16 protein-coding genes are annotated in these 22,781 nt (G+C 73.5%); 6 read left to right on the top strand and 10 right to left on the bottom strand.

From position 1 onward, the window contains the following. The first annotated feature begins 28 nt into the window (after positions 1 to 28). From xylB to rpiA, 3 genes are read left to right on the top strand one after another with little or no spacing between them, the layout of a single operon-like run. Positions 29 to 1,546 (top strand): xylulokinase, encoded by a 1,518-nt coding sequence (xylB, locus tag AC3D3D_RS15010; RefSeq protein WP_463662387.1) that lies wholly within the window; start codon positions 29 to 31, stop codon positions 1,544 to 1,546. Further along, positions 1,543 to 2,256 carry an HAD family hydrolase gene (locus AC3D3D_RS15005; RefSeq protein WP_463662388.1) on the top strand — a complete coding sequence of 238 codons (714 nt, stop codon included), beginning with the start codon at positions 1,543 to 1,545 and terminating at the stop codon, positions 2,254 to 2,256. The genes xylB and AC3D3D_RS15005 overlap by 4 nt, the downstream gene beginning before the upstream one ends. Continuing rightward, complete coding sequence (rpiA, locus tag AC3D3D_RS15000; protein WP_463662389.1) at positions 2,257 to 3,036, top strand: ribose-5-phosphate isomerase RpiA; 780 nt, start codon at positions 2,257 to 2,259, stop codon at positions 3,034 to 3,036. A gap of 161 nt (positions 3,037 to 3,197) precedes the next feature. Here rpiA and AC3D3D_RS14995 read toward each other — a convergent pair whose 3' ends face one another. From AC3D3D_RS14995 to AC3D3D_RS14960, 8 genes are all read right to left on the bottom strand, one after another. Then, complete coding sequence (locus AC3D3D_RS14995) at positions 3,198 to 7,187, bottom strand: glycoside hydrolase family 172 protein (RefSeq protein WP_463662390.1); 3,990 nt, start codon at positions 7,185 to 7,187, stop codon at positions 3,198 to 3,200. Positions 7,188 to 7,499: 312 nt separating this feature from the next. Continuing rightward, positions 7,500 to 8,549, bottom strand: coding sequence for a substrate-binding domain-containing protein (locus AC3D3D_RS14990; RefSeq protein ID WP_463662391.1), 1,050 nt, complete (start codon positions 8,547 to 8,549; stop codon positions 7,500 to 7,502). A 14-nt stretch (positions 8,550 to 8,563) separates the two neighbouring features. Beyond that, positions 8,564 to 9,601 (bottom strand): ABC transporter permease, encoded by a 1,038-nt coding sequence (locus AC3D3D_RS14985; RefSeq protein ID WP_463662392.1) that lies wholly within the window; start codon positions 9,599 to 9,601, stop codon positions 8,564 to 8,566. Then, positions 9,598 to 11,187 (bottom strand): sugar ABC transporter ATP-binding protein, encoded by a 1,590-nt coding sequence (locus tag AC3D3D_RS14980; RefSeq protein ID WP_463662393.1) that lies wholly within the window; start codon positions 11,185 to 11,187, stop codon positions 9,598 to 9,600. The genes AC3D3D_RS14985 and AC3D3D_RS14980 overlap by 4 nt, the downstream gene beginning before the upstream one ends. Before the next feature lie 151 nt (positions 11,188 to 11,338). After that, on the bottom strand, positions 11,339 to 12,286 hold the full coding sequence (locus tag AC3D3D_RS14975; protein WP_463662394.1) for a LacI family DNA-binding transcriptional regulator: 948 nt from the start codon (positions 12,284 to 12,286) through the stop codon (positions 11,339 to 11,341). Positions 12,287 to 12,359: 73 nt separating this feature from the next. Next, the gene (locus tag AC3D3D_RS14970) at positions 12,360 to 13,283 is read right to left on the bottom strand and encodes a ribokinase (protein WP_463662395.1); all 924 of its coding nucleotides are present in this window, start codon (positions 13,281 to 13,283) and stop codon (positions 12,360 to 12,362) included. Beyond that, entirely contained in the window at positions 13,280 to 14,029 is a 750-nt protein-coding gene (locus AC3D3D_RS14965) for a KpsF/GutQ family sugar-phosphate isomerase (RefSeq protein WP_463662396.1), read from the bottom strand. Before AC3D3D_RS14965 ends, AC3D3D_RS14970 begins: the two co-directional genes overlap by 4 nt. 285 nt (positions 14,030 to 14,314) lie before the next feature. After that, positions 14,315 to 15,235 (bottom strand): ribokinase, encoded by a 921-nt coding sequence (locus AC3D3D_RS14960; RefSeq protein ID WP_463662397.1) that lies wholly within the window; start codon positions 15,233 to 15,235, stop codon positions 14,315 to 14,317. 205 nt (positions 15,236 to 15,440) lie between these two features. Between AC3D3D_RS14960 and AC3D3D_RS14955 the strand changes: the two genes are divergently transcribed. Together AC3D3D_RS14955 and AC3D3D_RS14950 are read left to right on the top strand one after the other, a co-directional pair. Beyond that, the gene (locus AC3D3D_RS14955; RefSeq protein ID WP_463662398.1) at positions 15,441 to 16,415 is read left to right on the top strand and encodes a hypothetical protein; all 975 of its coding nucleotides are present in this window, start codon (positions 15,441 to 15,443) and stop codon (positions 16,413 to 16,415) included. Positions 16,416 to 16,627: 212 nt separating this feature from the next. After that, a complete protein-coding gene (locus AC3D3D_RS14950; protein WP_463662399.1) occupies positions 16,628 to 17,746 on the top strand; it encodes a hypothetical protein in 1,119 nt (372 codons plus the stop codon). Between the two features lie 118 nt (positions 17,747 to 17,864). On the opposite strand, the gene dnaG is transcribed toward AC3D3D_RS14950, so the two are convergent. Together dnaG and AC3D3D_RS14940 are read right to left on the bottom strand one after the other, a co-directional pair. Next, positions 17,865 to 19,994, bottom strand: a complete 2,130-nt coding sequence (gene dnaG, locus AC3D3D_RS14945) for a DNA primase (RefSeq protein WP_463662400.1) — start codon at positions 19,992 to 19,994, stop codon at positions 17,865 to 17,867. Next, on the bottom strand, positions 19,994 to 21,292 hold the full coding sequence (locus AC3D3D_RS14940) for a deoxyguanosinetriphosphate triphosphohydrolase (RefSeq protein WP_463662401.1): 1,299 nt from the start codon (positions 21,290 to 21,292) through the stop codon (positions 19,994 to 19,996). The genes dnaG and AC3D3D_RS14940 overlap by 1 nt, the downstream gene beginning before the upstream one ends. 58 nt (positions 21,293 to 21,350) lie before the next feature. Here AC3D3D_RS14940 and AC3D3D_RS14935 point away from each other — a divergent pair, with 58 nt between their 5' ends. Further along, entirely contained in the window at positions 21,351 to 22,610 is a 1,260-nt protein-coding gene (locus tag AC3D3D_RS14935; protein ID WP_463662402.1) for an alpha-amylase family protein, read from the top strand. Positions 22,611 to 22,781: the final 171 nt, after the last annotated feature.

The raw sequence follows: 22,781 nt of genomic DNA, 5'->3' as shown, positions 1-22,781 counted from the left end.
GCCACCCACCGTTGCAAGGGAGCAACCTATGCTGATCGGCATCGACCTCGGCACCTCCAGCTTCAAGGCCATCGCTGTCGACGACGACGGCGTGGTGGTCGCCAAGGCCACCGCGACCTACCCCCTCATCAACCTCCGCTCCGGCTGGTCCGAGCAGGAGCCCGCCGAGTGGTGGCGCGCCACGGGCGAGGCCATGACCGCTCTGGCGGCCAAGCTCCCGCAGAAGGGTGCCGAGATCACCGGCATCGGCCTGTGCGGGCAGATGCACGGCCTGACCCCCATCGACGCCGACGGCGAGGTCATCCGCCCCGCCATCCTGTGGAACGACCAGCGCTGCGCGGCGGAGTGCGACTGGATCACCGAGCAGGTCGGCGGCATCGACAACCTCGTCGGCCTCGTCGGCAACCGCATGTTCCCCGGCTACACCGGCGGCAAGATCATCTGGCTGCGCGACCACGAGCCGGAGAACTACGCGAAGATGGTCCGCCTCCTCAACCCCAAGGACTACATCCGCTTCCGGATGACCGGCCTGTACGTCACCGACGTCTCCGACGCCTCGGGCACCGGCCTGTTCGACGTCCGCAACCGCACCTGGTCGACCGAGCTGCTCGAGGCGATCGACGTCGACCCCGCGCTCCTGCCCGACGTCGTGGAGTCGATCGAGCAGACCGGCACCCTGGACAACGAGATCGCCGCCGCCTGGGGCTTCCCCGCCGACACCCCCGTGTTCGGCGGCGGGGGCGACGCCGTCATCCAGACCACCGCCATGGGGCTGATCGAGGAGGGCTCCGCCGGGTTCACCGTCGGCACGGCCGGGATCGTCGCCGGCGGCCTGTCGCGCTACCCCGAGAACCCGGGCGGCAAGGTCCAGGTCAGCTGCGGCAACGCCCCGGGCCACTGGCACATCATGGGCAACGCCAACAGCGCGGGCGGTGCCTTCCAGTGGCTGCGCGACGCGCTGCGCCCCCTCGACGACGAGAAGGAGCTGTCGTTCACGACGCTCGTCGCCCTCGCCCGCGACGTCGCCCCCGGCGCCAACGGTGTCCTCTTCCTGCCCTACCTCCTCGGCGAGCGGGCCCCGAACCTCGCGCCCGACGCCAGCGCCGCCTTCGTCGGCCTCACCCAGATGCACGACATCAGCCACATGACCCGCGCGGTGATGGAGGGCGTGCTGATGAACATGCGCGCGATCCTCGAGCTGTGCGTCGAGGCCGGCCTGCAGAGCGACCAGGTCATCGCCTCGGGCGGGGTGTCCAACGACGCGCTGTGGCTCCAGCTGCTCGCCGACATCCTCGGCCGCGAGGTCGTCACCCAGGTGGGAGCCTCCGAGGGCGGCGCCTACGGCGCGGTCCTGGCGGCCGGCGTCGGTGCGGGCGTGTGGCCCGACCTGACCTCAGCACTCACGCAGGTCAAGGTCGAGAAGAGCTACAGCCCAGACGCCGACGCGCACGCCAAGTACCAGACCGTCTTCGGCGCGCACCGCAGGCTCCACGCGGCGATGACCGAGGTCTACGAGCTCGCGCGCACCGCCGAGGGGGCCGCGTGACCGGACCCGATGCGTCCGTGCCGGTGCGCGGGGTCGTCCTCGACCTCGACGGGACGCTGGTCGACACCATCGCCGACGTCGCCGCCGCCCTGTCCGGTGCCTTCGAGGCGGCCGGCCTGCCGGCGGTGGAGGTGGGCGAGGTGGCACCCGCGATGGGGCACGGCTCGGTCGATCTCGTCCGGTCGGTCATGGCCCGCGTCGACGCGGCCCGCGCGGCCGATCCCGGCGTCGTCGACGCCGTGCACGCCGACTACCGGCGGCGCTACGCCGCCGACCCGGCCACCCGCAGCGAGGTCTTCGCCGACGGCGCCCAGGTGCTGCCGGAGCTGAGGCGGTCCGGGGTGCGCGTCGGGGTGTGCACGAACAAGTCGACCGCGCTGGCGTCGGCCGTCCTCGAGGCGGTCGGTCTGGCCGCCTCGGTGGAGGTGGTGCTCGGTCGGGACTCGGTCGAGCATCCCAAGCCGGACCCGCGGCACCTGGTCGAGGTCCTCGACCGGCTCGGGCTGCGGCCCGAGGAGACGGTCTACGTGGGCGACAACCCCGTTGACGTCGAGGTCGGAACCGGCGCGGGCGTGCGCTACCGCCACGTGGCGTGGGGCGTGCCCGTCGAGGACGACGTGCCCAGGCTCGAGCGCTTCGCCGACCTCATCCCCGCGGCTGCGTTGAGCGCCGCGGCCGCCCCGACCGATGCACGGACCGAGGAGAGTTGAATGGAACCCCGCACCCCCCAGGACGAGGCCAAGAAGGCCGTCGGGATCGCCGCCGTCGAGCGGTACGTACGCCCGGGGATGCTCCTCGGGCTCGGCTCGGGCACGACGAGCCACTGGTTCGTGCGTGCCCTGGCGGACAAGGTGCGTGACGGGCTCGAGGTACGTGGTGTGCCGACGTCGAACGCGACCCGGGACCTCGCGCTCGAGCTCGGCGTCCCGCTCGTGGGCTTCGACTCCTTCGACCGGCTCGAGCTCATCGTCGACGGGCCCGACGAGGTCGACCACGACGGCCACATGATCAAGGGGGGTGGCGCCTGCCTGCTGTGGGAGCGGATCGTGGCCGACGCCGCCGACCGGTACGTCGTGGTCGCCGACTCGAGCAAGCTCAAGGACCGGCTCGGCGCGTTTCCCCTGCCGATCGAGGTCATCCAGCACGGGTGGGAGTCGACCACCCGGTCGATCGGGCGGCTCCTCCAGCTGCACGGGTACCCGGCCGACGTACCGCTCGTGCGGCGCGTGCGTGCGGACGGGTCGACAGTCATCACCGACAGCGGGAACTTCATCGTCGACGCGCACCTGGAGGCGATCGAGGACCCGCTGGTCATCGACCGCGAGCTCAACTGGATCCCGGGCGTGGTGGAGAACGGGCTGTTCACCGGGCTCGCCGACGAGGTGATCTTCTCGACGCCGTCGGGCGAGATCTCGACGATGTCCTGCGAGCACGCCCCCGCGGCGCGCCCCACGACGACGCCGCACGGCCTGCGCGACCGCGCCGGCTGACCCCGCCTCCAACTCTCGGCGAGTGAGCGGAACTATGCCTGGCGAGTGAGCAGAAAATGGCCCGACGTATGAGCGCCGGCCGGTCCATGCGGACCGGCCGGCGCTCGTTCGTCAAGCAGAAAACTGCTCACTCGTCACAGGAACAGTGACGGGACCGATGCTCAGCGGCGGATGCCGAGGGTGTCGGTGCCGTCGCCGTTCCAGTCACCGACGAACACCTCGTCCGAGGCCCGCCCGTAGCGCTGCTCGATCTCCGCACGCGTCGACGTCAGGCTGTTCGACACGAGGTAGAGGTTCCCGCGGCGCACCGCGAAGGAATCCGCACCGTCACCGTCCCAGTCACCGACCACAACCGCGTCCGAGGCCCGGCCGTAGCCCAGCTCGGCGTCCGCCCGACCGCCGGTCAGGCTGTTGGAGATGTAGTAGGTGTTCCCACGGCGTACGGTGAAGGAGTCCGCGCCGTCGCCGTCGAAGTCACCGACGAGCACCTCGTCACCGCTGCGGCCGTAGTTGAGCTCGACCTCGGCGTCGCCACCCTCGTGGGTGTTGGAAAGGAAGTAGGCATCCCCACGACGGACCGCGAACGTGTCGATCCCGTCGCCGTCCCAGTCACCCACGAGCACCGTGTCCGTGGCTCGGCCGAAGCCCAGCTCGACGTCCGCGTTGCCACCGGTCAGGGTGTTGCCCAGGTAGTACCGGTTTCCCCGACGCACGGCCAGGGTGTCCGAGCCATCCCCGTCCCAGTCACCGACCAGGACCTCGTCACCGGAGCGGCCGTAGGCGAAGACGTGGTCCGCACGAGCGTCCCAGCCGTCGTTGAGGAAGAACCCACGACCCGGCGCCGGAAGCTCCGGCTCCTCCGGGTCAGGCCCCGGGTCCTCACCGTCGGAGGCGCGCAGCTCGAAGTAGTCGATGCCCACGTAGTAGCCGCCCGCGGCCTCGTTCTGGCCCGCGACGCGCACGGTGAGCTCGTTGACGCCCTCCGCGAGCTCGACGGCGCCGAGCTCGACGGGGTCGGTGACGCTCACGCCGTCGGCCCCGTAGAGGTCGATCGGCTCGCCGAGGACCTCCTCGCCGAGCAGCACCTCGACGACCGCGTAGTCCCCGGCCTGCGAGAACACCCCGGACAGGTCGTAGGTCCCGTCGGCCGGCGCCTCGAGGGCGAGGGTGATCGCCTGGCCGTCCTCGGTGGCCTTGAACCACAGCTGGGCCCCGCCCGACCATTCCGGCCCGCAGCAGTTGCCCTGCCGCGCATGCTCGGCGTCGCTCGCGAGCACCTCCATCGCCTCGGCCTCCACCCGCACGGCGGTGCCGCTCGTGGCGGAGACCTCCTCGGAGAGCTCGCCGACGTTGCCGCCGACGTCGACCGCGCGCACGCGGTAGAACCACTCCTCGCCGAGCCCCACGCCGTCGTGGCGGGCGTTGAGACCCGAGGTGGTGGTGAGCAGGGTGTCCTCGCCGGGCTCGAACCCGGCGGTGGTCGAGGCGTGCACCTCGTAGTGCGCGACGCCGACGTCGTCGGTGGCCGCGCCCCAGGAGATCTCGACCGCGTTGGTCTCCAGCCCCTCGGCGCTCACCGACGCGGGTGCCGACGGCGGGGTGTCGTCCGCGACCGGGGCGACGATCGAGGTCACCTGGTAGCTCGCCGCCGACCAGGCCGGCGCCCCCTCGACCGGGGTGAGCACGACGTCGATGGTCCCGTCCGTGCCCTGGCTCGCCGAGGCGGGGATCGCGAACTGGTCCTCGAGCCAGCGGTGCGTCTCGTTGGCCAGCGGCTGCTCCCACACGCCGAGGTCCTCGCCGTCGACGCTGACCTGGACCGCCTGGTAGCCGTTCGCCTGGTCGGAGGTGCGGCGCAGCCACACGCCGTCGTTGCCCTCGGCGACGGCCACCGTGAAGGAGACCGCCTCCTCGGAAGCCCGCAGGTCGTCGGTGAAGGACGGCGCGCCGTGCACGCCCTCGAACGTGGAGGTCAGCTCCTCGACCTCGCCCCCGCCGCTGTAGCCGTGGGCGTCCTCGCTCTCCGTCGAGCCGACGTCGACCCGGTCGGTGATCCGCAGGTTGCTCAGCCCCTCGTGGCCGTACCAGAAGGCCGTCGAGCCGTACAGGGCGGGGTCGGACGCCGTCGAGCCCGGCTCGATGCCGAACTCGATCGCCGACCCGAAGCTCACCGACTCGGCGATCATCAGGCGGTAGGCGGCGTCGCACTGGAACTCGCACTCGAGCATCCCGGACATCATCGACGGCGCACCGTTCATGGGTGCCGAGAACTCGTTGCGGTTGAAGTACCAGCCGCCGTTGTAGAAGTCCTCCGAGCCGGTGCCGTGGATCTGCGGGGAGCGCGAGCCGTCGACGAACACCCGCTCGTCGCCCTCGAGGTAGTTGCGCACGTTGCCGGCCTCGATGTGGCCGACCATCGTGTGGTTGACGCCGACGAAGTGGCCGATGCCGTTGGTGGACAGGAAGGACCAGTCCTGCCCGGCCACGGTCTCACCCAGCCTGCTCTCGGCCTGGAAGTAGCCGATCGTGGGCCGGTCGCCGGTCAGCTGCGCGGCGATCGCCTCGTCCGGGTGGGAGGTCACCGAGGCGCTGCCGGCCTCGACGGTCTGCGTGGAGGTGTTGACCAGGTCGATGGTCGCCGACTCCGCGTAGGGCATGGGCCACCAGGAGGTGTAGGCGCCGTCCTCGGCGGGGTCCATCGCGTACATGAGCGCGTGGACGTCGGCCTCGCCGAGGCCGGAGCCGAAGAACTCGCCCAGCGGTGCGTCGACGGTCTGCACGCCGTCGAAGCTCATCTGTACCCGCAGGTCACGCAGCAGCTCGTTGGAGGCGAGGATCTCGTCCTCGTTCTCGATCTCCCCGGGGTAGGAGTAGGTGTGCGCGCCGGACCACTGCTCGCCCTCGATCGCGTAGCCGTGCGCCTCCTCGCTGGCGAGGGCCTCGTCGCTGGTGCCGACGTCGAGCTCGTCGGTGCGCACGAGCTCCCCGCCGACGACGGAATCGGCCCAGTAGCGGAACTCGTTGAAGTCGATGGTGGCGTCGACGAAGGTGTTGGTCACCGTGATCTCCGAACGACCGGCGGTCAGCTCGGCCGGGAGCTCGACGGTCTGGTCGGTCCACTGGGCGGGGTTGCCCGCGACGGGCTCCCACTCGCCGGCCGGCTCGCCGTCGACGGTGATCGTCGCGTGCTGGTTGCCCGAGGTGGAGTCCCAGCGGCGGGTGAGCTCGACGCCCTCGTTGTCCGGGTCGATGGCCATCGTGAAGGTCGACGAACCGGTGTGGGCGCGGCCGTCGTCCCAGATCATCTCGCCGCTGGGCGGCGGTCCCACGATCTGCGGCAGCTGCAGCGCGAGCTCGTCGACGACGCCGGAGCCGGACAGCTCGGCGATCCGCGTCGACTCGCCCGGGGCGAGCGCCAGGTCGGTCTCGGTCGTGGCCGCGTCCTCGTGGGCGGGCTTGGGGTCCACGTGCCCCCAGCTCTGGGCCTGCTCGACCAGGTCGCTCTGCGGGTCGGCGGGGTCGAAGGTCTCCACGCCCTCGGCGCTGGGGAACGAACGGTGGGTGAGGATGTAGAAGAACGGGTTGTTCGTCGTCGTCACCCGCATGGACTCCGTGTAGGCCATGGGGACCTTGATGTAGACGCCGCCCGAGCTCTCGTCGGCGTTGGCCACGAGCGGGTACGTGAAGGGGTCGCCGTGCTCGCCGTCGACCACCTCCTGGAGGGGTTCGTCGAGGACGACCTCGCCGTCGAGCTCGATGATGATGTTGCCGGCGCCGGTGACGTCGCCGCCGTCCCAGGTGAACCAGATCGAGCCGATCTCGCCGGCTCCGGTGTCCTCGGCCAGCACGCAGCCGGCCTCGGTCTCCTCGAGGCAGGAGTAGGTGCCCTGGAAGCCGTCGTTGTTCCCGCCGGTGCGGTCGAAGCTGGAGAACTGAAGGGTCTCGACGCCGGTGGTCAGCTCGGGCAGCAGGTCGAGGCGCTCGTAGGTCTCCGACCCGACGGTGCCGATGCCGGGCGCGCCGGTGGCGTCGTCGTCGGTGGTGGGCTCCTGGGCGAGCGGGGCCGTGGTGACGACGGGAGCCGCGGTGGCCGTCGCGTCTGCCGCTGTTGCCTCGGCAGGCTGGGCCGTGGCTGCGGCGGTGGGCGCCATCAGGGCGATCCCCCCGGCGACGGCGAGCGCGGCCCTCGCCGGTCCTCGTCGTCTCGCGCTCGGTGGGCGATGGTGCACGGACATCGGGTTCCTCCTAGGTCGGAACGTCATCGTTCGCTGTCGACGGGGGACTGCGGTGCTGCGGGTGCACGTCGGGCACCGGGACCCGCGGGGGCGGATCCCGGTGGCACTCCGGGCGGGTCGGTACTCGTGGATCGGTACTGGTGGATGGGTACGGCCGGTCAGGTCAGGGCCGGACCGGATGGGGCGGGGCCGACGTCGGTGTCGGTCCCCGCCCCCGGGTGGTCGGGCTCAGCCCTCCCCGCCGAGCTCGGTGTAGACGTCGGCGGCGTTGTCCTCGCTGACGAGCTGGGTCTCGAGGATCTGCTCCTGGTCGACCTCCGCGCAGTCGATGAGGATCTGCTCGGCGGTCGCGACGGCCTCGCGGCCGCCGGTCGGGTAGACGAAGGTCGCGGACAGGCGGCCCTCCTCGACGGCGCGGATGCCGCCCGAGGGGATCGGCAGGCCGTCGATGCCGACGAACTCGATGTCGCCCTCGCGGCCGGCGGCCTGGGCGGCGAGGTAGGCGCCCTCGGCCATGGGGTCGTTGTGGGCGTAGAAGACGTCGATCTCGGCGTTGGCCTGGAGGATGCCCTCGGCCTGGCTCTGGCCCAGCTCGCGCAGCCAGTCGCCGGTGCCCTCGGCGATGATCTCGATCCCGTCGGTGCCGGCGATGCCCTCGCGGAAGCCCTCGGCCCGCTCCTGCGCGGGCGTCGAGCCGGGCAGGCCGGCGAGCTCGGCGACGTTGCCGCCGTCGGGCAGGAGCTCGGTGGCCACGTACTCGCCGGCCGCGCGGCCGATCTCGAAGTTGTCGGCCCCGATGTACTGGGTGTAGGTGTCGCCCTCGATGCGTCGATCGAGGACGATGACCGGGATGCCCTCGTTGTAGGCCCGCTCGACGACGGCGGTCAGCGGCGCGGCCTCGTTGGGGCTGATCATCAGCAGGTCGATGCCCTGGGTGAGGAAGTTCTCGACGTCGGAGACCTGCTGGGCGTTGTCCTGGGCAGCGTCGGCGAAGACGACCTCGAACTGGTCGACCTCCTCGGCCGCGGCGCGGATGTCGTCGTCCATCTGCTGGCGGTAGGGCTCGGCGACGTTGGCCTGGCTCATGCCGATGAGGAACTCCCCGTCGGCGCCCTGGCACTCCTCGCCCGAGCCGCCCGCGGAGTCGGAGCCCGACTCGTCGTCGTCGACCCCGGGGGCGTCGGACTCCGTGCCGCACGCGGCGGTGAGCATGATGAGCGCGGCGGACACGATGGCGAGCGATCGACGGCGACCGCGAAGCATGCGTGCGTTGGTCATGGTCCTGCCTCCTGTTAACTACGGGCGCGGAAGGTCTGGATCCCAGCCGCGACGATGATGATTGCTCCGGTGATGAGGAGCTGGATGTTCGAGTCGACGTTGTTGAGCGCGAGCACGTTCTTGAGGATGCCGATGAGCAGCGCGCCGGCGACGGTGCCGGCGACCGTGCCCACACCGCCCATGAGGCTGGTGCCGCCGATGACGACGGCGGCGATGGCGTCGAGCTCGTAGCCGATGCCGGCGTTGGGGCTGCCCTGGTTGAGCTGGCCGGCCTGGATGATGCCCGCCAGGGCGGCGAGCAGACCGCAGATCGCGAAGACGGTGATCTTCACGCGGGCCACCGGCACGCCGGAGAGCCGGGCGGCGCGCTCGTTGCCGCCCAGGGCGTAGACGTGCCGGCCGAAGACCGTGTTGCGGATGACGAGGATGGCGATGATCGCCACCGCGGCGAAGATGAGCGCCGGGATCGGGACGGTCCCGTTGAAGGTGCGCGAGTTGAGCAGCGCGAAGGCGTCCGGCGCGGTGCCGGGCCCGTCGCCGTAGGCGATCGGGATGCCCTGGCCGCCGGACCAGATGCGGGCCAGCCCGCGGGCGATCTGCAGGCCCGCCAGGGTGACGATGAACGCCTGGATACCGAGCTTGGCGGTGATCAGTCCCTGGGTGGCGCCGAAGGCGGCGCCGATGGCCAGGATGATGAGGATCGTGGGCAGCACGCCCATCTGGTTGACCATGAGCAGGCTGGCCGAACCGGTGGCGCACAGCCCGAGGACCGACCCGACGGACAGGTCGATGCCGCCGATGATGATGACGAAGGTCATCCCGATGGCGATGATGCCGATCTCGGAGGTGGCGCGGACGATGTTGAGCAGGTTCTCGCTGTTGATGAAGACGATCTCGCCGCCCCGGCGCGGGGAGAACACCACCGCGGCGATGAAGACGAGCACCAGGGCGACGTAGCTCTGGAGCGCGAAGAACTTCTCCGGGATCTGGAAGCGGCGGCGACGCTGCTCGGTCCCGGCCGCTGGTGTGGCTGCCGCCGTCGTCTCGTTCATTCGTGCTCTCCCTGGTCCTGTGCGGGTGCGGGCGCGCCGGCGGTGACCGGCTCCCCGCGTTCCATGCCGGCCGCGGCCAGCAGCTTCTCCTCGGTCGCCTCGGCGGCGGACATCTCGGCGACGACCGCGCCCTCGCGCAGGACGACGATCCGGTCGCAGGCGCCGATGAGCTCGGGCAGCTCCGAGGAGGCCATGAGCACGGTGACGCCCTCGGCGGACAGCCGGGCGAGCAGGCAGTAGATCTCGGACTTGGCCCCGACGTCGACGCCGCGCGTGGGCTCGTCCAGCAGCAGCACGCGCGGCTCGCGCAGCAGGTAGCGGCCGAAGACGACCTTCTGCTGGTTGCCGCCCGAGAGCGTGCGGACGATGGTGTCCTGGCTGTGGGTCTTGATGTGCAGGGTCTCGATGGCCCCGGCGACGGCGCGGCGCTCCCTCGACCTCGAGCGCCAACCGAGGGTGGCGAGCTTCTTGAGGACGCCGATGGCGATGTTGTTGCCGACGCTGCCGAACATGTTGAGCCCGGCCGCCCGGCGGTCCTCGGGGACGTAGCCGATGCCGGCGGCCAGGGCGTGCCGGGGCGAGTGGATGCGCACCTCCTGACCGTCGAGCTCGATCTGCCCGCGCAGGCGGCGCCCGCCCATCCCGAAGATCGCCTCGAGCAGCTCGCTGCGCCCGGCGCCGAGCAGCCCGGCCAGGCCGACGACCTCGCCGCGGCGGGCAACGAGATCGATGCCGCTCGGCTCGCTGCGTGCGGCGTCGGGCCCGCTCGCCAGGGACAGGCCGCGCAGCCGCAGGCGCTCCTCGCCCGCCGGCTCCTCCCGGTCGGGGTAGACCTGGTCGAGCGGCTTGCCGATCATCAGGCGGATGACCTCGCCGGGCGCGGTTGTGGCCACGTCGAAGGAGCCGACGTTCGAGCCGTCGCGCATGACGGTGCCGCGGTCGGCGATCTGGCTGATCTCGTCCATGCGGTGGGAGATGAAGATGACGGCCACCCCGCGACGCCGCAGGCCGGGGATGATGTCGAAGAGGCGGGCGACCTCGGTCTCGGAGAGCGCCGAGGTGGGCTCGTCCATGACGAGGATGCGGGCCTTGAGGCGCAGCGCCTTGGCGATGGCGACCATCTGCTGCTCGCCGACGCGCATGGAGCCGACGAGGCGCGACGGGGCGATGCGGATCCCCACCTCGGCGAGCAGCTCGCGGGTCTCGCGCTCCATGGCGCGCCGGTCGAGCAGGCCGAGGCGGCGCTTCTCCGAGCCGAGGAAGAGGTTGTCGGTCACGGAGGTGCCGGGGACGAGGTCGAGCTCCTGGTGGATCATCGCCACACCGGCGGCCTGGGAGTCGGCCGGGGCGTGGAAGGTGCGCTCCTCGCCGCCGATGACGATGCTGCCGGCGTCGGGGGTGACGACGCCGGCGAGGACGTTCATCAGCGTGGACTTGCCCGCGCCGTTCTCCCCCAGCAGGGCCATCACCTCGCCGGCGCGGACCTCGAGGTCGACGCCCTTGAGCGCGTGGACGCCGCCGAAACGCTTGGCGACCCCGGTCATCTGCAGGACCGGGGTGTCCTCGGCGGACTGGTCGAGCTGCACGATCTACCCCCGTTGGTAGGCACCGGCGCTGGTGTCGGTGTAATCGATTACTTTCTCGGACGTTACTGACTGGGCCATCGCGGCGCAAGCCCTGGGCGGGCATGTCGCGCCGCGGTGACTCGATCGTGACCGCGGCCCCGCGGACGCGCCTCTAGGGCCCGTGGTCGAGGTAGTACGTGGCGGGCTCCTGGGCGGTCCCGCCGATGCGGTCGACCAGCAGCCGGGCCGCCCGCACGCCCATCTCGCGCGGGCTGAGCGGGACCAGGGCGACGTCGTCGACCTCGTGGGTGGCGAACGGCAGGTCGCCGATGATGCCGACCTCGACCGGCGGGCCCGACCAGGTCGACAGCGCCCGCAGCACGCCGACGCCGACGAGGTTGTTCGTGGCGAGCACCGCGTCGGGCGGGGTGTCGGCGGCGAGGAGGTCGCGCATCGCGGAGTACCCGCCGTCGACCCGGAAGTTGGCGTGCACGAGCGGGCCGGGCTCGAGCCCGGCCGCGGTCAGGGCCGCGCGCCAGCCCTCGGCGCGCTCGACGGCCGTCGGGGTCGCGGCGGGGCCGGTGATGCAGGCGATGCGCCGGCTGCCGCGTGCGACGAGCTGCTCGGTGGCGCGCACGCCGAAGCCGTGGTTCTCGAACAGGACCTGGTCCACCTCGTCGGGGACCGTGCGGTCGATGACGACCACCGCGCGCAGGCGGCGGGCGAGCCGTCCGACGTCGGGGGCGGGGCCGGCCGGGGCGAGGATGACGCCGGCCATGTTCTCCGACTCGGCCACGGCGAGGTAGCTGCGCTCCTTGCCCTCGTCGTCGTCGGTGTTGCACAGGACGACGGACAGCCCCGCGGCCTGGGCCACGTCCTCCACACCGCGGGCGACCGAGGTGAAGAAGGGGTTCTCGACGTCGGGGATGATGAGCGCGATGACCTCGCTGTACTGGCGGCGCAGCGACCGTGCGTTCCGGTTGGCGCTGTAGCCCAGCTCGTCGACGGCGCGGCGGACCGCCTCGGCCAGGTCCTCCCGGACCTTGGTGCCGTTGAGGACGCGCGAGACGGTGGCGGTGGACACGCCGGCGCGCTGGGCGACGTCGACGATCCGGGTCATGCGGCCGCTCCCTGGCTGAGTGTGGGGACATCGTGCCGCACCGCCGGCCGGCGGGGCCTGGCGCCGCGCCCGCTCACGAGGCCCGCCGCTCGTCGACGAACCGGGCGGTCTCCGCGGCCGTGGGCACCGAGGGGGCGCCGCCGGCGCGGGTGACGGAGAGCGCGGCGGCGGCGTTGGCGTGGTCGAGCGCCTGCTCGAGCGGGTCGCCGAGGGCGAGGCGGGCGCCGAGGCTGCCGCAGAAGGCGTCGCCGGCACCGATGGTGTCGACGGCCTGGACGCGGTGGGCCGGGACGGGGCGGGCGACGCCGTCCTCGACGACGAGCAGGCCGTCGGACCCGCAGGTGACGACGAGGACGCAGTCGACCTGCCGGTGCAGCGCGAGGGCGGCCTCGGCGGGGTCGGGCTCGCCGGGGACCATCTGGCGCAGCTCGACCTCGTTGGGGACGAGGACGTCGACGATGTCGAGCAGCTCGGGCGGTACGGGGAGGAAGGGGGCGGGGTTGAGCACGACGGTGGTGCCGGCCGCGCGGGCGAGCTGCGCGGCGCGGGTGATGGCGGGCAGCGGGATCTCGAGGCCGAGGAGCAGCACCTCGGCGGACTCGATCTGCTCCCGGGCCGCCTCGACGTCGGCCTCGGTGACGGCGAGGTTGGCGCGCGGGACGATGGTGATCGAGTTCTGCCCGTCCTCCTGGACGTAGGGCAGACCCACGCCGGTGCCGTGCTCGGGGTCGGTGTGCACCCGGGAGTCGTCGATGCCCTCGGCGGCGAGGAATTCGCGGAACTCCTGGGCGAACAGGTCCTCGCCCAGGCGCCCGACGACGGCGGTCGCGGCCCCCGTGCGCGCGGCCGCCACGGCCTGGTTGAAGCCCTTGCCGCCGACGAAGGTGGCGAACCCGGTGCCCACGAGGGTCTCCCCCGGCTCGGGCCGGCGCGGGGCGGTGACCACGAGGTCGTACATGAACGAGGCGACGACGCAGACCTGCGGGGCGGCGCTCATCGGACGCCCTCCGTGAGCGGGGCGGGCGTGGTGGTGGGTGCGGTGGGCGCGGTGGTGGGCGCGGCGTGCGCCGTGGCGGGCGCGGTCGACGGGCCGGTGGGTGCGGCGGCCGCGTGTCCGCCGTCGCCGACCAGTCGGCCGACGTCGGCGGCCGTGCGCTCACCGAGCGCGCCGCCGGGGTGGCGCGCCCCGAAGTCCGCGGCGGAGAAGCCGGCGCTGGTCATGAGGCAGGCGGCCAGTGCGTCACCCACCGCGAGGGTGACCAGCGCCGAGGAGGTGGGGGCCAGGCCCAGGGGGTCGGCCTCGCCGGGCACGGCGATGTCGAGCACGACGGCGGCCGCGCGGCCCAGGGTGGAGCCGGCGTCGCCGGTCATGGCGATGACCGGCACGCCCCATCCCGTGAGCATCGCGGCGAACCGGCAGACCTCCTCGGTGGTGCCCGAGCTGGAGATGAGCAGGGCCACGTCCTGCGGGTCGACGGCGCCGGAGTCGCCGTGCAGCGCGTCGGCGGCGTGCACGAAATGGGCCGAGGTGCCGGTGCTGGCGAGCGTGGCGGCGATCTTCGCCCCGATGAGGCCGGACTTGCCCAGGCCCGAGACGACGACCTTGCCGCAGCGCGAGCGCACCAGCCGGGCCGCCTGCTCGATCCCGGGCAGGATGACCTCGCTCGTCCGCACGAGCGCGTCGATCTCGCGGCGGATCAGGTGCTCGGCCGCCGCTACCTCTGGACTCAGTGCGCCGCGCATGACCGGCCCCTCCCGGAGTGGTCGCGCCGCGTGGAGATGTACGTCATCGTCACATCCGCAACGTCGCTGGGAAATCGATTACTCAGGCAACCTAGGCCGACGTCGCGGTCCTCGTCAACCCACCGCGCGCAAGTCCCGGGCCCGTTCCCCTCACGAGTGAGCGGAAATGTGCCTGGCGAGTGAGCGGGACGTGGTCCGACGGATGAGCACGCCCCGGGTCGGTCCGGTCAGACCGGGTCGTGCTCATTCGTCAGGCAGAAAACTGCTCACTCGCCGATGGTCGGGTCAGGGCAGGAGGCGGGCGAGGTCCTCGCCCCTCGCGTAGGAGACCTGGGTGCCGCGCCGGGTGACCGAGTCCGAGGCGACGGCGGTGCCCAGGGCGATCGCCTCGGCCGGCGTGGCGCCGCCCGCCAGGGCGTAGGCGATGCCGCCGCAGAACGCGTCCCCCGCGCCGGTGGTGTCCACGGCCGTCACGCTCGGGGCCGAGAAGCGCTCGACCTTCCCGTCGTGCACGAGCAGCGCCCCCTGCTCCCCCAGGGTGACCACGAGGGAGGCGTCGATCCGCTCGGCGAGGGCGGGCGCGTCGTCGTCGAGCGCACCCGCGGGACCGCCGAGGGCGGCCTCGCGCAGGATGGCGAACTCGTGCTCGTTGGGCACCAGCCAGTCGGTGACGGCCAGCAGCTGGGGCGCCACCGGCGCGGCTGGCGCGGGATTGAGGACGGTGACGGCGCCGGCCTGCCTGGCCCGCTCGAACCCGCGGCGGATGGTCTCCTGCGGGACCTCGAGCTGGCTCATCACGAGGTCGGGCGCGGGCGAGCCGTCGAAGGCGGCGTCGACGTGCCCGGCGGTGAGCCGGTCGTTGGCGCCGGGGGCCAGCACGATGCGGTTCTCGCCGCCCGGGTCCACGAGGATCATCGCGATCCCGCTGTGGGTGCCCTCGATCTCGACGACGTGGCTCGCGTCGATCCCGAAGGAGCGCAGGTTCTCCACCGTGTCGATGCCGAAGGAGTCCCCCGCGACGGCGCCCACGAACGTCACCTCGGCCCCCAGCAGGGCGGCCATGACCGCCTGATTCGCGCCCTTGCCGCCGAACCCCTGGGCGAAGTCCTTGCCGAAGACGGTCTCCCCCTCGTCCGGCATGCGCTCGAGGTAGGAGATGAGATCGGTCATCGAGCTGCCGACGATCATGATCCGGGGTGCGGCCATCGCGTCCTCCTTGTGGGTGGTCGTTGCCCCCGACGCTAGTGGCGACCCGGCGCACGCGCCCCTCCGACGCCGGTTCGACCGGCCGGGAGGTGAGCGCTCCCCGCCCGATCCGGCCCGGCGCTCGCGGGTGGCGTCTACGGTGGCCCTGCCCGCCGCACCGTGGCGGGCCCGGCGAGGCGGGACACGTCGCGCACAGCATCTCGACGTGGTGGAGGACCAGGTGTCGAACGACGGTCAGTGGGGTCAGCAGGGCGGCTACGGCCAGCAGCCCGGGTACGGCCAGCATCCGGGTTACGGGCAGCAGCCGGGTTACGGGCAACAGCCTGGCTACGGGCAGCAGGGCGGCTTCGGCGAGCCCCAGCCCGGGTACGGCCAGCAGGGGTACGGCCAGCAGGGCGGCTACCAGCCCGGGTACGGCCAGCAGCCGGGCTACGGCGGGCCGGGTGGCCCCGGCGGGCCCGGCCAGGGCGGCAACGGCGGCGGCTCGAAGGGCTGGCTGTGGGCGATCATCGGCGTCGTCGTCGTGGCCGCGCTCGGCGTCGGCGCCTACTTCCTGTTCTTCACCGATGACGACGAGTCCACCCAGGCCGACCCGGGCGGCGGCACCGAGGCGCAGCCGACCGTGCCGGGAGGCGACGGGCTGCCCACCGACGTGCCCAGCCTGGGCCCCGACGACCTGCCCACCGACGTGCCCAGCCTCGGCCCGGACGACCTGCCCACCGACATCCCGAGCCTCCCGGGCGGGGACGTCCCGGGCGACACCATGGACGTGCCCACGGTCGACGTGGGTATCGGTGAGCCCTTCCAGACCCAGTCCGGCGGCACGCTCACGCTGAACTCCGTGGAGCGCGACTTCCAGTGCGACGGCTTCGCCACCGGCGGCCCCTACGTCGCCCTCGAGTTCACCCTCACCGCCTCCGACACCGAGGACGCGAGCGCCCCGTTCGCCGGCCTGTCCCTGACCTCGCCCGAGGGCGACATCAACTCCTTCGACAGCATCGGTTGCCTCGCCGACTACTCGCAGGAGCTGGCCGCCAGCGTCCCGGCAGGGTCGTCGGAGACCGGCCTCATCATCTTCACCGAGCCCACCAGCGGGCCGTTCACGCTGGTGTACGACGCGGGTCTGGGGATCCGGTTCCCCGGCGACACGACTGAGGCCGCCCGCTGGTCGATCGACTGACCGGCCCCCGGCGCACCGCCCGACACCACCTCCGGCGCCCCGTCCCGCTCGTGCGGGGCGGGGCGCCTCGCCGTCGGCCCATCGTCGCCCCCGCGGCCCGGCTCCTCCTGCCCGGGGGATCACTCCCCACCGCGTCCGCCGGGCGCTCAGGGCCGGGCGCCCGTAGTCTGTGGGCCGCCGCCGGGACCCGACGGCAGACCTGGGAGGAAGCGATGAGCAACGACGGACATCTGCGCCCCGAGGGCGAGTACGGCACGCCGGACGCCGACGCCACGCGACAGGTCCCCGCGGCCGACCTGCCCGGTGCCCAGGGCGCCGGCGCGTCGGGCGGCGGCTACGACCCGCAGGCCGGGGCCCACGGCTCCCCCGCGGCCGGCGCCGGGGCGAGCGGCCCGACGTCGCCCCCGCCCTCCTACCGCCCGTCCTCGGGCGGAGCGACCGCCTACTCCTCCGGTGGCGGGGACGCGGGCAGCGCCGGCTATGGCGGTGCCTCGGGCGCGGGCTACGGGGGCGCAGGTGGCGCCGGATACGGCGGCCCGGGGAACGGCGGGTACGGCGGCGAGCCACCCGAGAACGGCCGCTCGGGGCGCTTCCCCTGGGTCGGCGTGATCGTCGCGCTGCTGGCGGTGGCGGCCGCCGCCGTCGCGGTCTGGTACTTCCTGCTGCGCGACACCGGTGACGATGAGGGGACCGAGGAGACTCCCCCCGAGTCGTCCTCGGAGTCCGACTCCGCCGCGGGCCCCGGCGAGGAGACCCCCGGCGAGGACGGGGAGGAGTCCGGGTCCGAGCAGTCGATCCCGCCCGAGGAGGACGAGACCGACGAGGAGTCCACCGACGAGGAGACGACCGACGAGGGCCCCACCGCCGGCCCGGGCGAGGACCCGGAGTCGCCGAGCGAGGACGGCACAGACGGCGGCGGCAGCGACGAGGAGCTCGACGCGACCTTCCTCGAGATCGGCGAGACGTACACCCTCTCCGACGGCATGGAGATCACCCTCGACGAGGCCCAGCGGGGCGAGTCCTGCGTGACCTCGCCGGGCACGAGCTACACGGCGCTGACCTTCACCGTCGTCGGCGGCGAGGGCGAGACCCCGGGCGTCCCGCCGCAGCCGGGCGTGACCCTGTCCGTCCCCGGCGGCGACGTCAGCCCCGTCGACGCGATCGCCTGCGGCCCCGACGACGCCCTGCCCCCCGTGGTCGAGTCCGGCGAGGAGGTCACCGGCACGGTTCTGGTGCCCGAGCCCGACGACGGCCCCTTCGACGTCGTCTTCTCCCCCACCTCGAGCATCGTCTCCGGCGGGTCGGAGGACCTGGCCTGGACGATCGAGTAACCACCGGCGACCGGCCTCCCGGGTAGCCGGCCACCGGATCGACAGGCCACCCGGACAGCCGGCAACCCGATCTAATCCACCCGGGCGCACCTGCCCGGGACGACGCTCCCTCGGACCGCTACGGCGCGCCGAGGGAGCGTCGTCTCGCCTCGAGCTCCATCAGCGCGGCGAACCGCTGCGCGTAGGCCGGGTCCTCGGGATCGGTGCGGTGCAGCTCGCCCTTGGCGTCCCCGATGAGCCGGGTCAGTCCCATCCGGACCAGCGCGACGACGACGCCGCGCGCGTACTCCTTCAGCGCCGCGGGCCGGTCGGCGGGCAGGGGGGCGACCGCCATCGCGGTCACGGCGTCGGCCAGGGGACCCACGGCGTTCTCCCGCACGGCCTCGACCCAGTGGGCGGCCGCCTCCCGCTGCGCGGCCTCCTCCCCGGCACCGGCCTGGCGCCGCCCGGTGAGGTGCTCGGCGAAGGTGGCGACGCCGCCGGCGGCGCGCACGGCGTCGTGCACGGCGCGGTAGGAGGGCACGGTGAAGGTGTCGGCGGCCAGGGAGTCGAAGCCGGCGGCCGCCGCATCGGCGGGCAGCTGGAGGGCGACCTCGAGGACCTGCCGCTCGAGCCGGGCCACCGGGTCCTCCGGGCCCGGCCGGCCCGCGCCGGTCCAGCCGCCGGCCGTGGCGCCGGCACGGCCACCACCGGGTCCGTCCCAGCCACCCGCGCCGCCGGCACCCCCCGCGCCCGGCCCACCGGCCGCACCACGAGGACCGCCCGCGCCGCCCGGCACGGGGCGAGACTCGTACGGGCCCCGTGCCCCGCCGTCGGGCCCCTGACCGGGCCCGCCCTGCCCGGGACCGGGCCCGCCCTGGCCGGAGCGACGGGCGGCGTTCTCGGCGGAGCGCACCGCCTGGCGCACGGCGACGTCGTCCATCCCCAGCCAGCCGGCCAGCTCGCGCGCGTACTCCCCGCGCAGGGAGCGGTCGCGGATCGCGGCGACCACGGGAGCCGCCGAGCGCAGGCCGGCCACGCGCCCCTCGGCGGTGCCCAGGTCGAGGGAGGCCAGCGAGGAGCGGATGACGAACTCGAAGAGCGGCTCGCGGCCGGCGACGAGCTCGCGCACCGCCGCGTCGCCGCGCTCGAGGCGCAGGTCGCACGGGTCGGTGCCGCCCGGCGAGACGGCGACGAAGGTCTGCGCCGCGAAGCGCTGATCCTCGTCGAAGGCGCGGATGGCGGCCTTCTGCCCGGCGGCGTCGCCGTCGAAGGTGAACACGACCTCCCCGCCGCGCGCGCCGCCGGCGGCCAGCACGCCCGAGGCGGCGTCGCCGACGTCGCCGAGGAGGCGCCGCACGATGCGCACGTGGTCCTCGCCGAAGGCGGTCCCGCAGGTGGCCACGGCCGTGGTGACCCCGGCCAGGTGGGCGGCCATGACGTCGGTGTAGCCCTCGACGACGACGACCTGCCGCTTCTTCGCGATCTCCTTGCGCGCCAGGTCGATGCCGTAGAGCACGTGGGACTTGCGGTAGAGCGGGGTCTCGGGGGTGTTGAGGTACTTCGGCCCCTGGTCGGACTCCAGCAGCTTGCGCGCCCCGAAGCCCAGAGGCTCGCCGGTGGTGGAGCGGATCGGCCAGATGAGGCGCCCGCGGAACCGATCGTAGACCCCGCGCTGCCCTCCGGAGACCAGGCCCGCCCCCACGAGCTCGGCCTCGGTGATCCCGCGTCCGCGCAGGTGGCGCAGCAGGTGGTCCCAGCCCTCGGGTGCGAAGCCGAGCCCGAAGTGGGCGGCGGCGCGCGAGTCGAAGCCGCGCTCGGCCAGGAAGGCGCGCGCCGGGGCGGCCCCCGGCGAGGAGAGCTGCTCGACGAAGTACTCCGCGGCCAGCCGGTTGGCCTCCACCAGCCGCTGGCGCCGGCCCGGCTCGCCGGCCGGGGCGGTGCGGGTGCGTCCCTCGCCGTCCTCGCGGCGCAGCTCGACGCCGACCCGGTCGGCCAGCAGCTCGATGGCCTCGGCGAAGGACAGGTTCTCGATGCGCTGGACGAAGCTGACGACGTCCCCGCCCTCGCCGCAGCCGAAGCAGTGCCACACCCCCACCTGGGGGCGCACGTGGAAGGAGGGGGTGCGCTCGTCGTGGAACGGGCACAGCCCCTTCATCGACCCCACGCCCGCCGTGCGCAGGGTGACGTGCGCGCCGACGACCTCCTCGATGCGGACCCGTTCCTTGACCGCCTCGATGTCCTCGCGGCGGATCATGCCCGACGCCATCAGTACACCTCGGAGAGCATCCCGCACAGCCGGGCGTGCCACTGCTGGGCGGAGGTGTCGGTGAGCGAGGCGATCTGGTCGACGACCACCCGGAGCCGTTCGTCGTCGGAGCCCACCGCGCGCCAACGCTCGGCCATGTGCGGCTCGAGAACGCCCGGGCCGCCGGCGACGAGCGCGTCGGCCAGGTCGAAGAGGATGGTGCGCTGGGCGAGGTACAGCGGCTCGGTCTCGCGCGGGGCCATGACGTAGTGGGCGGCCACGCCCTTGAGGGCGAGGATCTCCGCCGTGGTGGCGTCGGGGACCACGAGGTCGGCGGCGTAGCGGGCGAGCGGCTCCTCGCCGAAGCGCTCCCGGGTGGCGTCCTCGGCGGCGGCGCAGAACCGGCCGATGAGCTGGCTGGCCATGTCCTTCAGCGCGGCGAGCCCCGCCCAGGTGTGGTCGAAGCGGGTCGGGACGACGTCCAGGGCGAGCACCCGGTCGAGAGCGGCGCCGATCGCGTCGTCGCTCAGCTCGGGGTCGTACCAGGCGCGCACCTGGGCGACGACGCCGTCCTGCGCGCGGTCGGCCCGCACCTCGGCGAGGTCGACCCGGCCACCGGCGACGGCGTCCTCGACGTCGTGGACGGAGTAGGCGACGTCGTCTGCCAGGTCCATCACCTGGGCCTCGAGGCAACGGTGCCGTGGCGGGGCGCCCTCGCGCAGCCAGGCGAAGGTGGCCGCGTCCTCGGCGTAGACCCCGAACTTGTGCGTCATGGTGCCGTCGGCGCGGACCGGGCCCTGGCCGGCGGTCCACGGGTACTTCACCGTGGCGTCGAGGGTGGCGCGCGTGAGGTTGAGGCCGACCGCCTCGCCCTGGGTGGTCATGATCTTGGGCTCGAGCGCGGTGAGCAGGCGCAGGGTCTGCGCGTTGCCCTCGAACCCCCCGATGCCGGCGGCCACCTCGTTGAGGGCGCGCTCGCCGTTGTGCCCGAACGGCGGGTGGCCGAGGTCGTGGGACAGGCAGGCGGCGTCGACGACGTCGGGGTCGCAGCCCAGGGCCTGGCCGAGCTCACGCCCGACCTGGGCGACCTCGAGGGAGTGGGTCAGCCGCGTGCGCACGAAATCGTCCGAGCTGGGGCCGAGCACCTGCGTCTTCGCACCGAGCCGGCGCAGCGCCGAGGAGTGCAGGACGCGCGCGCGGTCGCGCTGGAAGGGCGAACGACGGGGGTTCTTGCCCTCCTCGGGCCAGAAGCGGCGGGCGTCGGTCGGCACGTAGGGCGTGGGCACGTTCCTGGGCCCCTGCTCCACCGATCCGCTCACCGTCCAAGTCTAGGCGCGCGCTTGGTCGGGCCACCGACCGGGTCCACAATGTCCTGCGATGGCACTCGCGACGATCACCACGAGCGCCGTGGGCGGTCCCCGCGCCACGCGCATGCTGCACGGGCGCCCGCGGGTCCCGCTGCCGTGGTTCTCGCGCGCCGCGGTCTACGAGACCGCGCCGGTGACCACGCTTGCCGCCCTGCACGACGTCGCCGCGCACGTCTCGCACGTCGCCTCCCTCGGGTGCGACGCGATCCTCCTGTCCGCCGCCGAGCTCGACCCGCGCCACGAGGCGGTCCGCGAGGCCGTGGCGGCCCTGGTCCACCGGGCGCACCGGAGGTCGGTGCGGGTGCTCGCCTCGGTGGTGCCGGTCGGCGGGGGCGACACCGGCGCGGCCCTGGTGGTGCGGGCGCGGCGCTGGCTGGACCTGGGCGTGGACGGCATCGACCTCGGCACCGAGCGCACCGCCACCGGCGAGCTGCAGGCCGAGCTCGCGGAGTCCGGGGCCGCGGGCGTGGCTGCCGGATCTGCGGGCGTGGGCTCGGCCGGTGCCGGCACGGCTGGTGCTGCGGCCGCGTCCGTGGCCGACGCCGCCGAGTCCGAGGCGGCCCTCGTCGGTGGCGTGCGCGGGGAGCGCCTGGCCGACTACGCCGAGGTGCTGCACGAGGACTGGCTGCACGCCACCCGCGACGACCGCCTGGCGCGCGTGGCCTGGTCCAGCGCCGCGGTGCAGGAGGCGCTGGCCGGGGTGTACTCGGTGCACGAGCCGATCCCGGCCCAGCCCGCCTGGACGCTGGCCACCGGCCCGTCCCCCGCCGAGCCGCCGACCTGGTCGCGCGGGCTCACGCCGGCCGAGCGCGCCGACCGCGTACGGGCGATGACGGCGCTGACGATCATGCTGCCGGGCAGCGTGTACCTGCGCCAGGGCGTCGAGCTCGGGCTCGCCGTCGAGGCCGGGCAGAGCGAGGAGGCCGGGCAGGACGAGGCGGCTGCGCACGGCGTCGGAGCGATGGGTGCGCTCGTCGCCTCCCTCGTGCCCCAGCGGCACGACAACCGCTCCCCCTTCGAGCGGCTGCGCACCTGGCTGCGGCTGCGTCGTGAGCTCCTCGCCGCCGACGGCTACCTGGGGATCTACGAGCCCGCGGACGGGGCGCTCGTGCTCGTCCTCGACCACCGCCATCTCGCGCTGGCCATGGGGCCCGACCCGGTGGAGGTCCCTGGAGACACCACCGTCACCCACGCGTCCACGGACCTCGGCGAGCGCGACGGCGCGGTCCTGCTCGAACCGGGCACGGCCGCGCTGCTCACCTTCGGCTGAGCCGCTCCTCCCGCACACCCGCTCCTCCCGCGCCGAGGTGGACCGAACTCGGCCGAGATCGACGTCGGCGCAGTCCACCTGGGACGGGCAGGGTCCACCTCGGCGCAGGACAGTGCAGGACGAACCGCCAGCGCACGGACCGCGGACCCGGCAGCCGTGCCCCGCGCTCAG

Source organism: Georgenia sp. X1117 (assembly GCF_057784635.1).
This window is presented reverse-complemented; position numbering and strand designations above follow the sequence as displayed.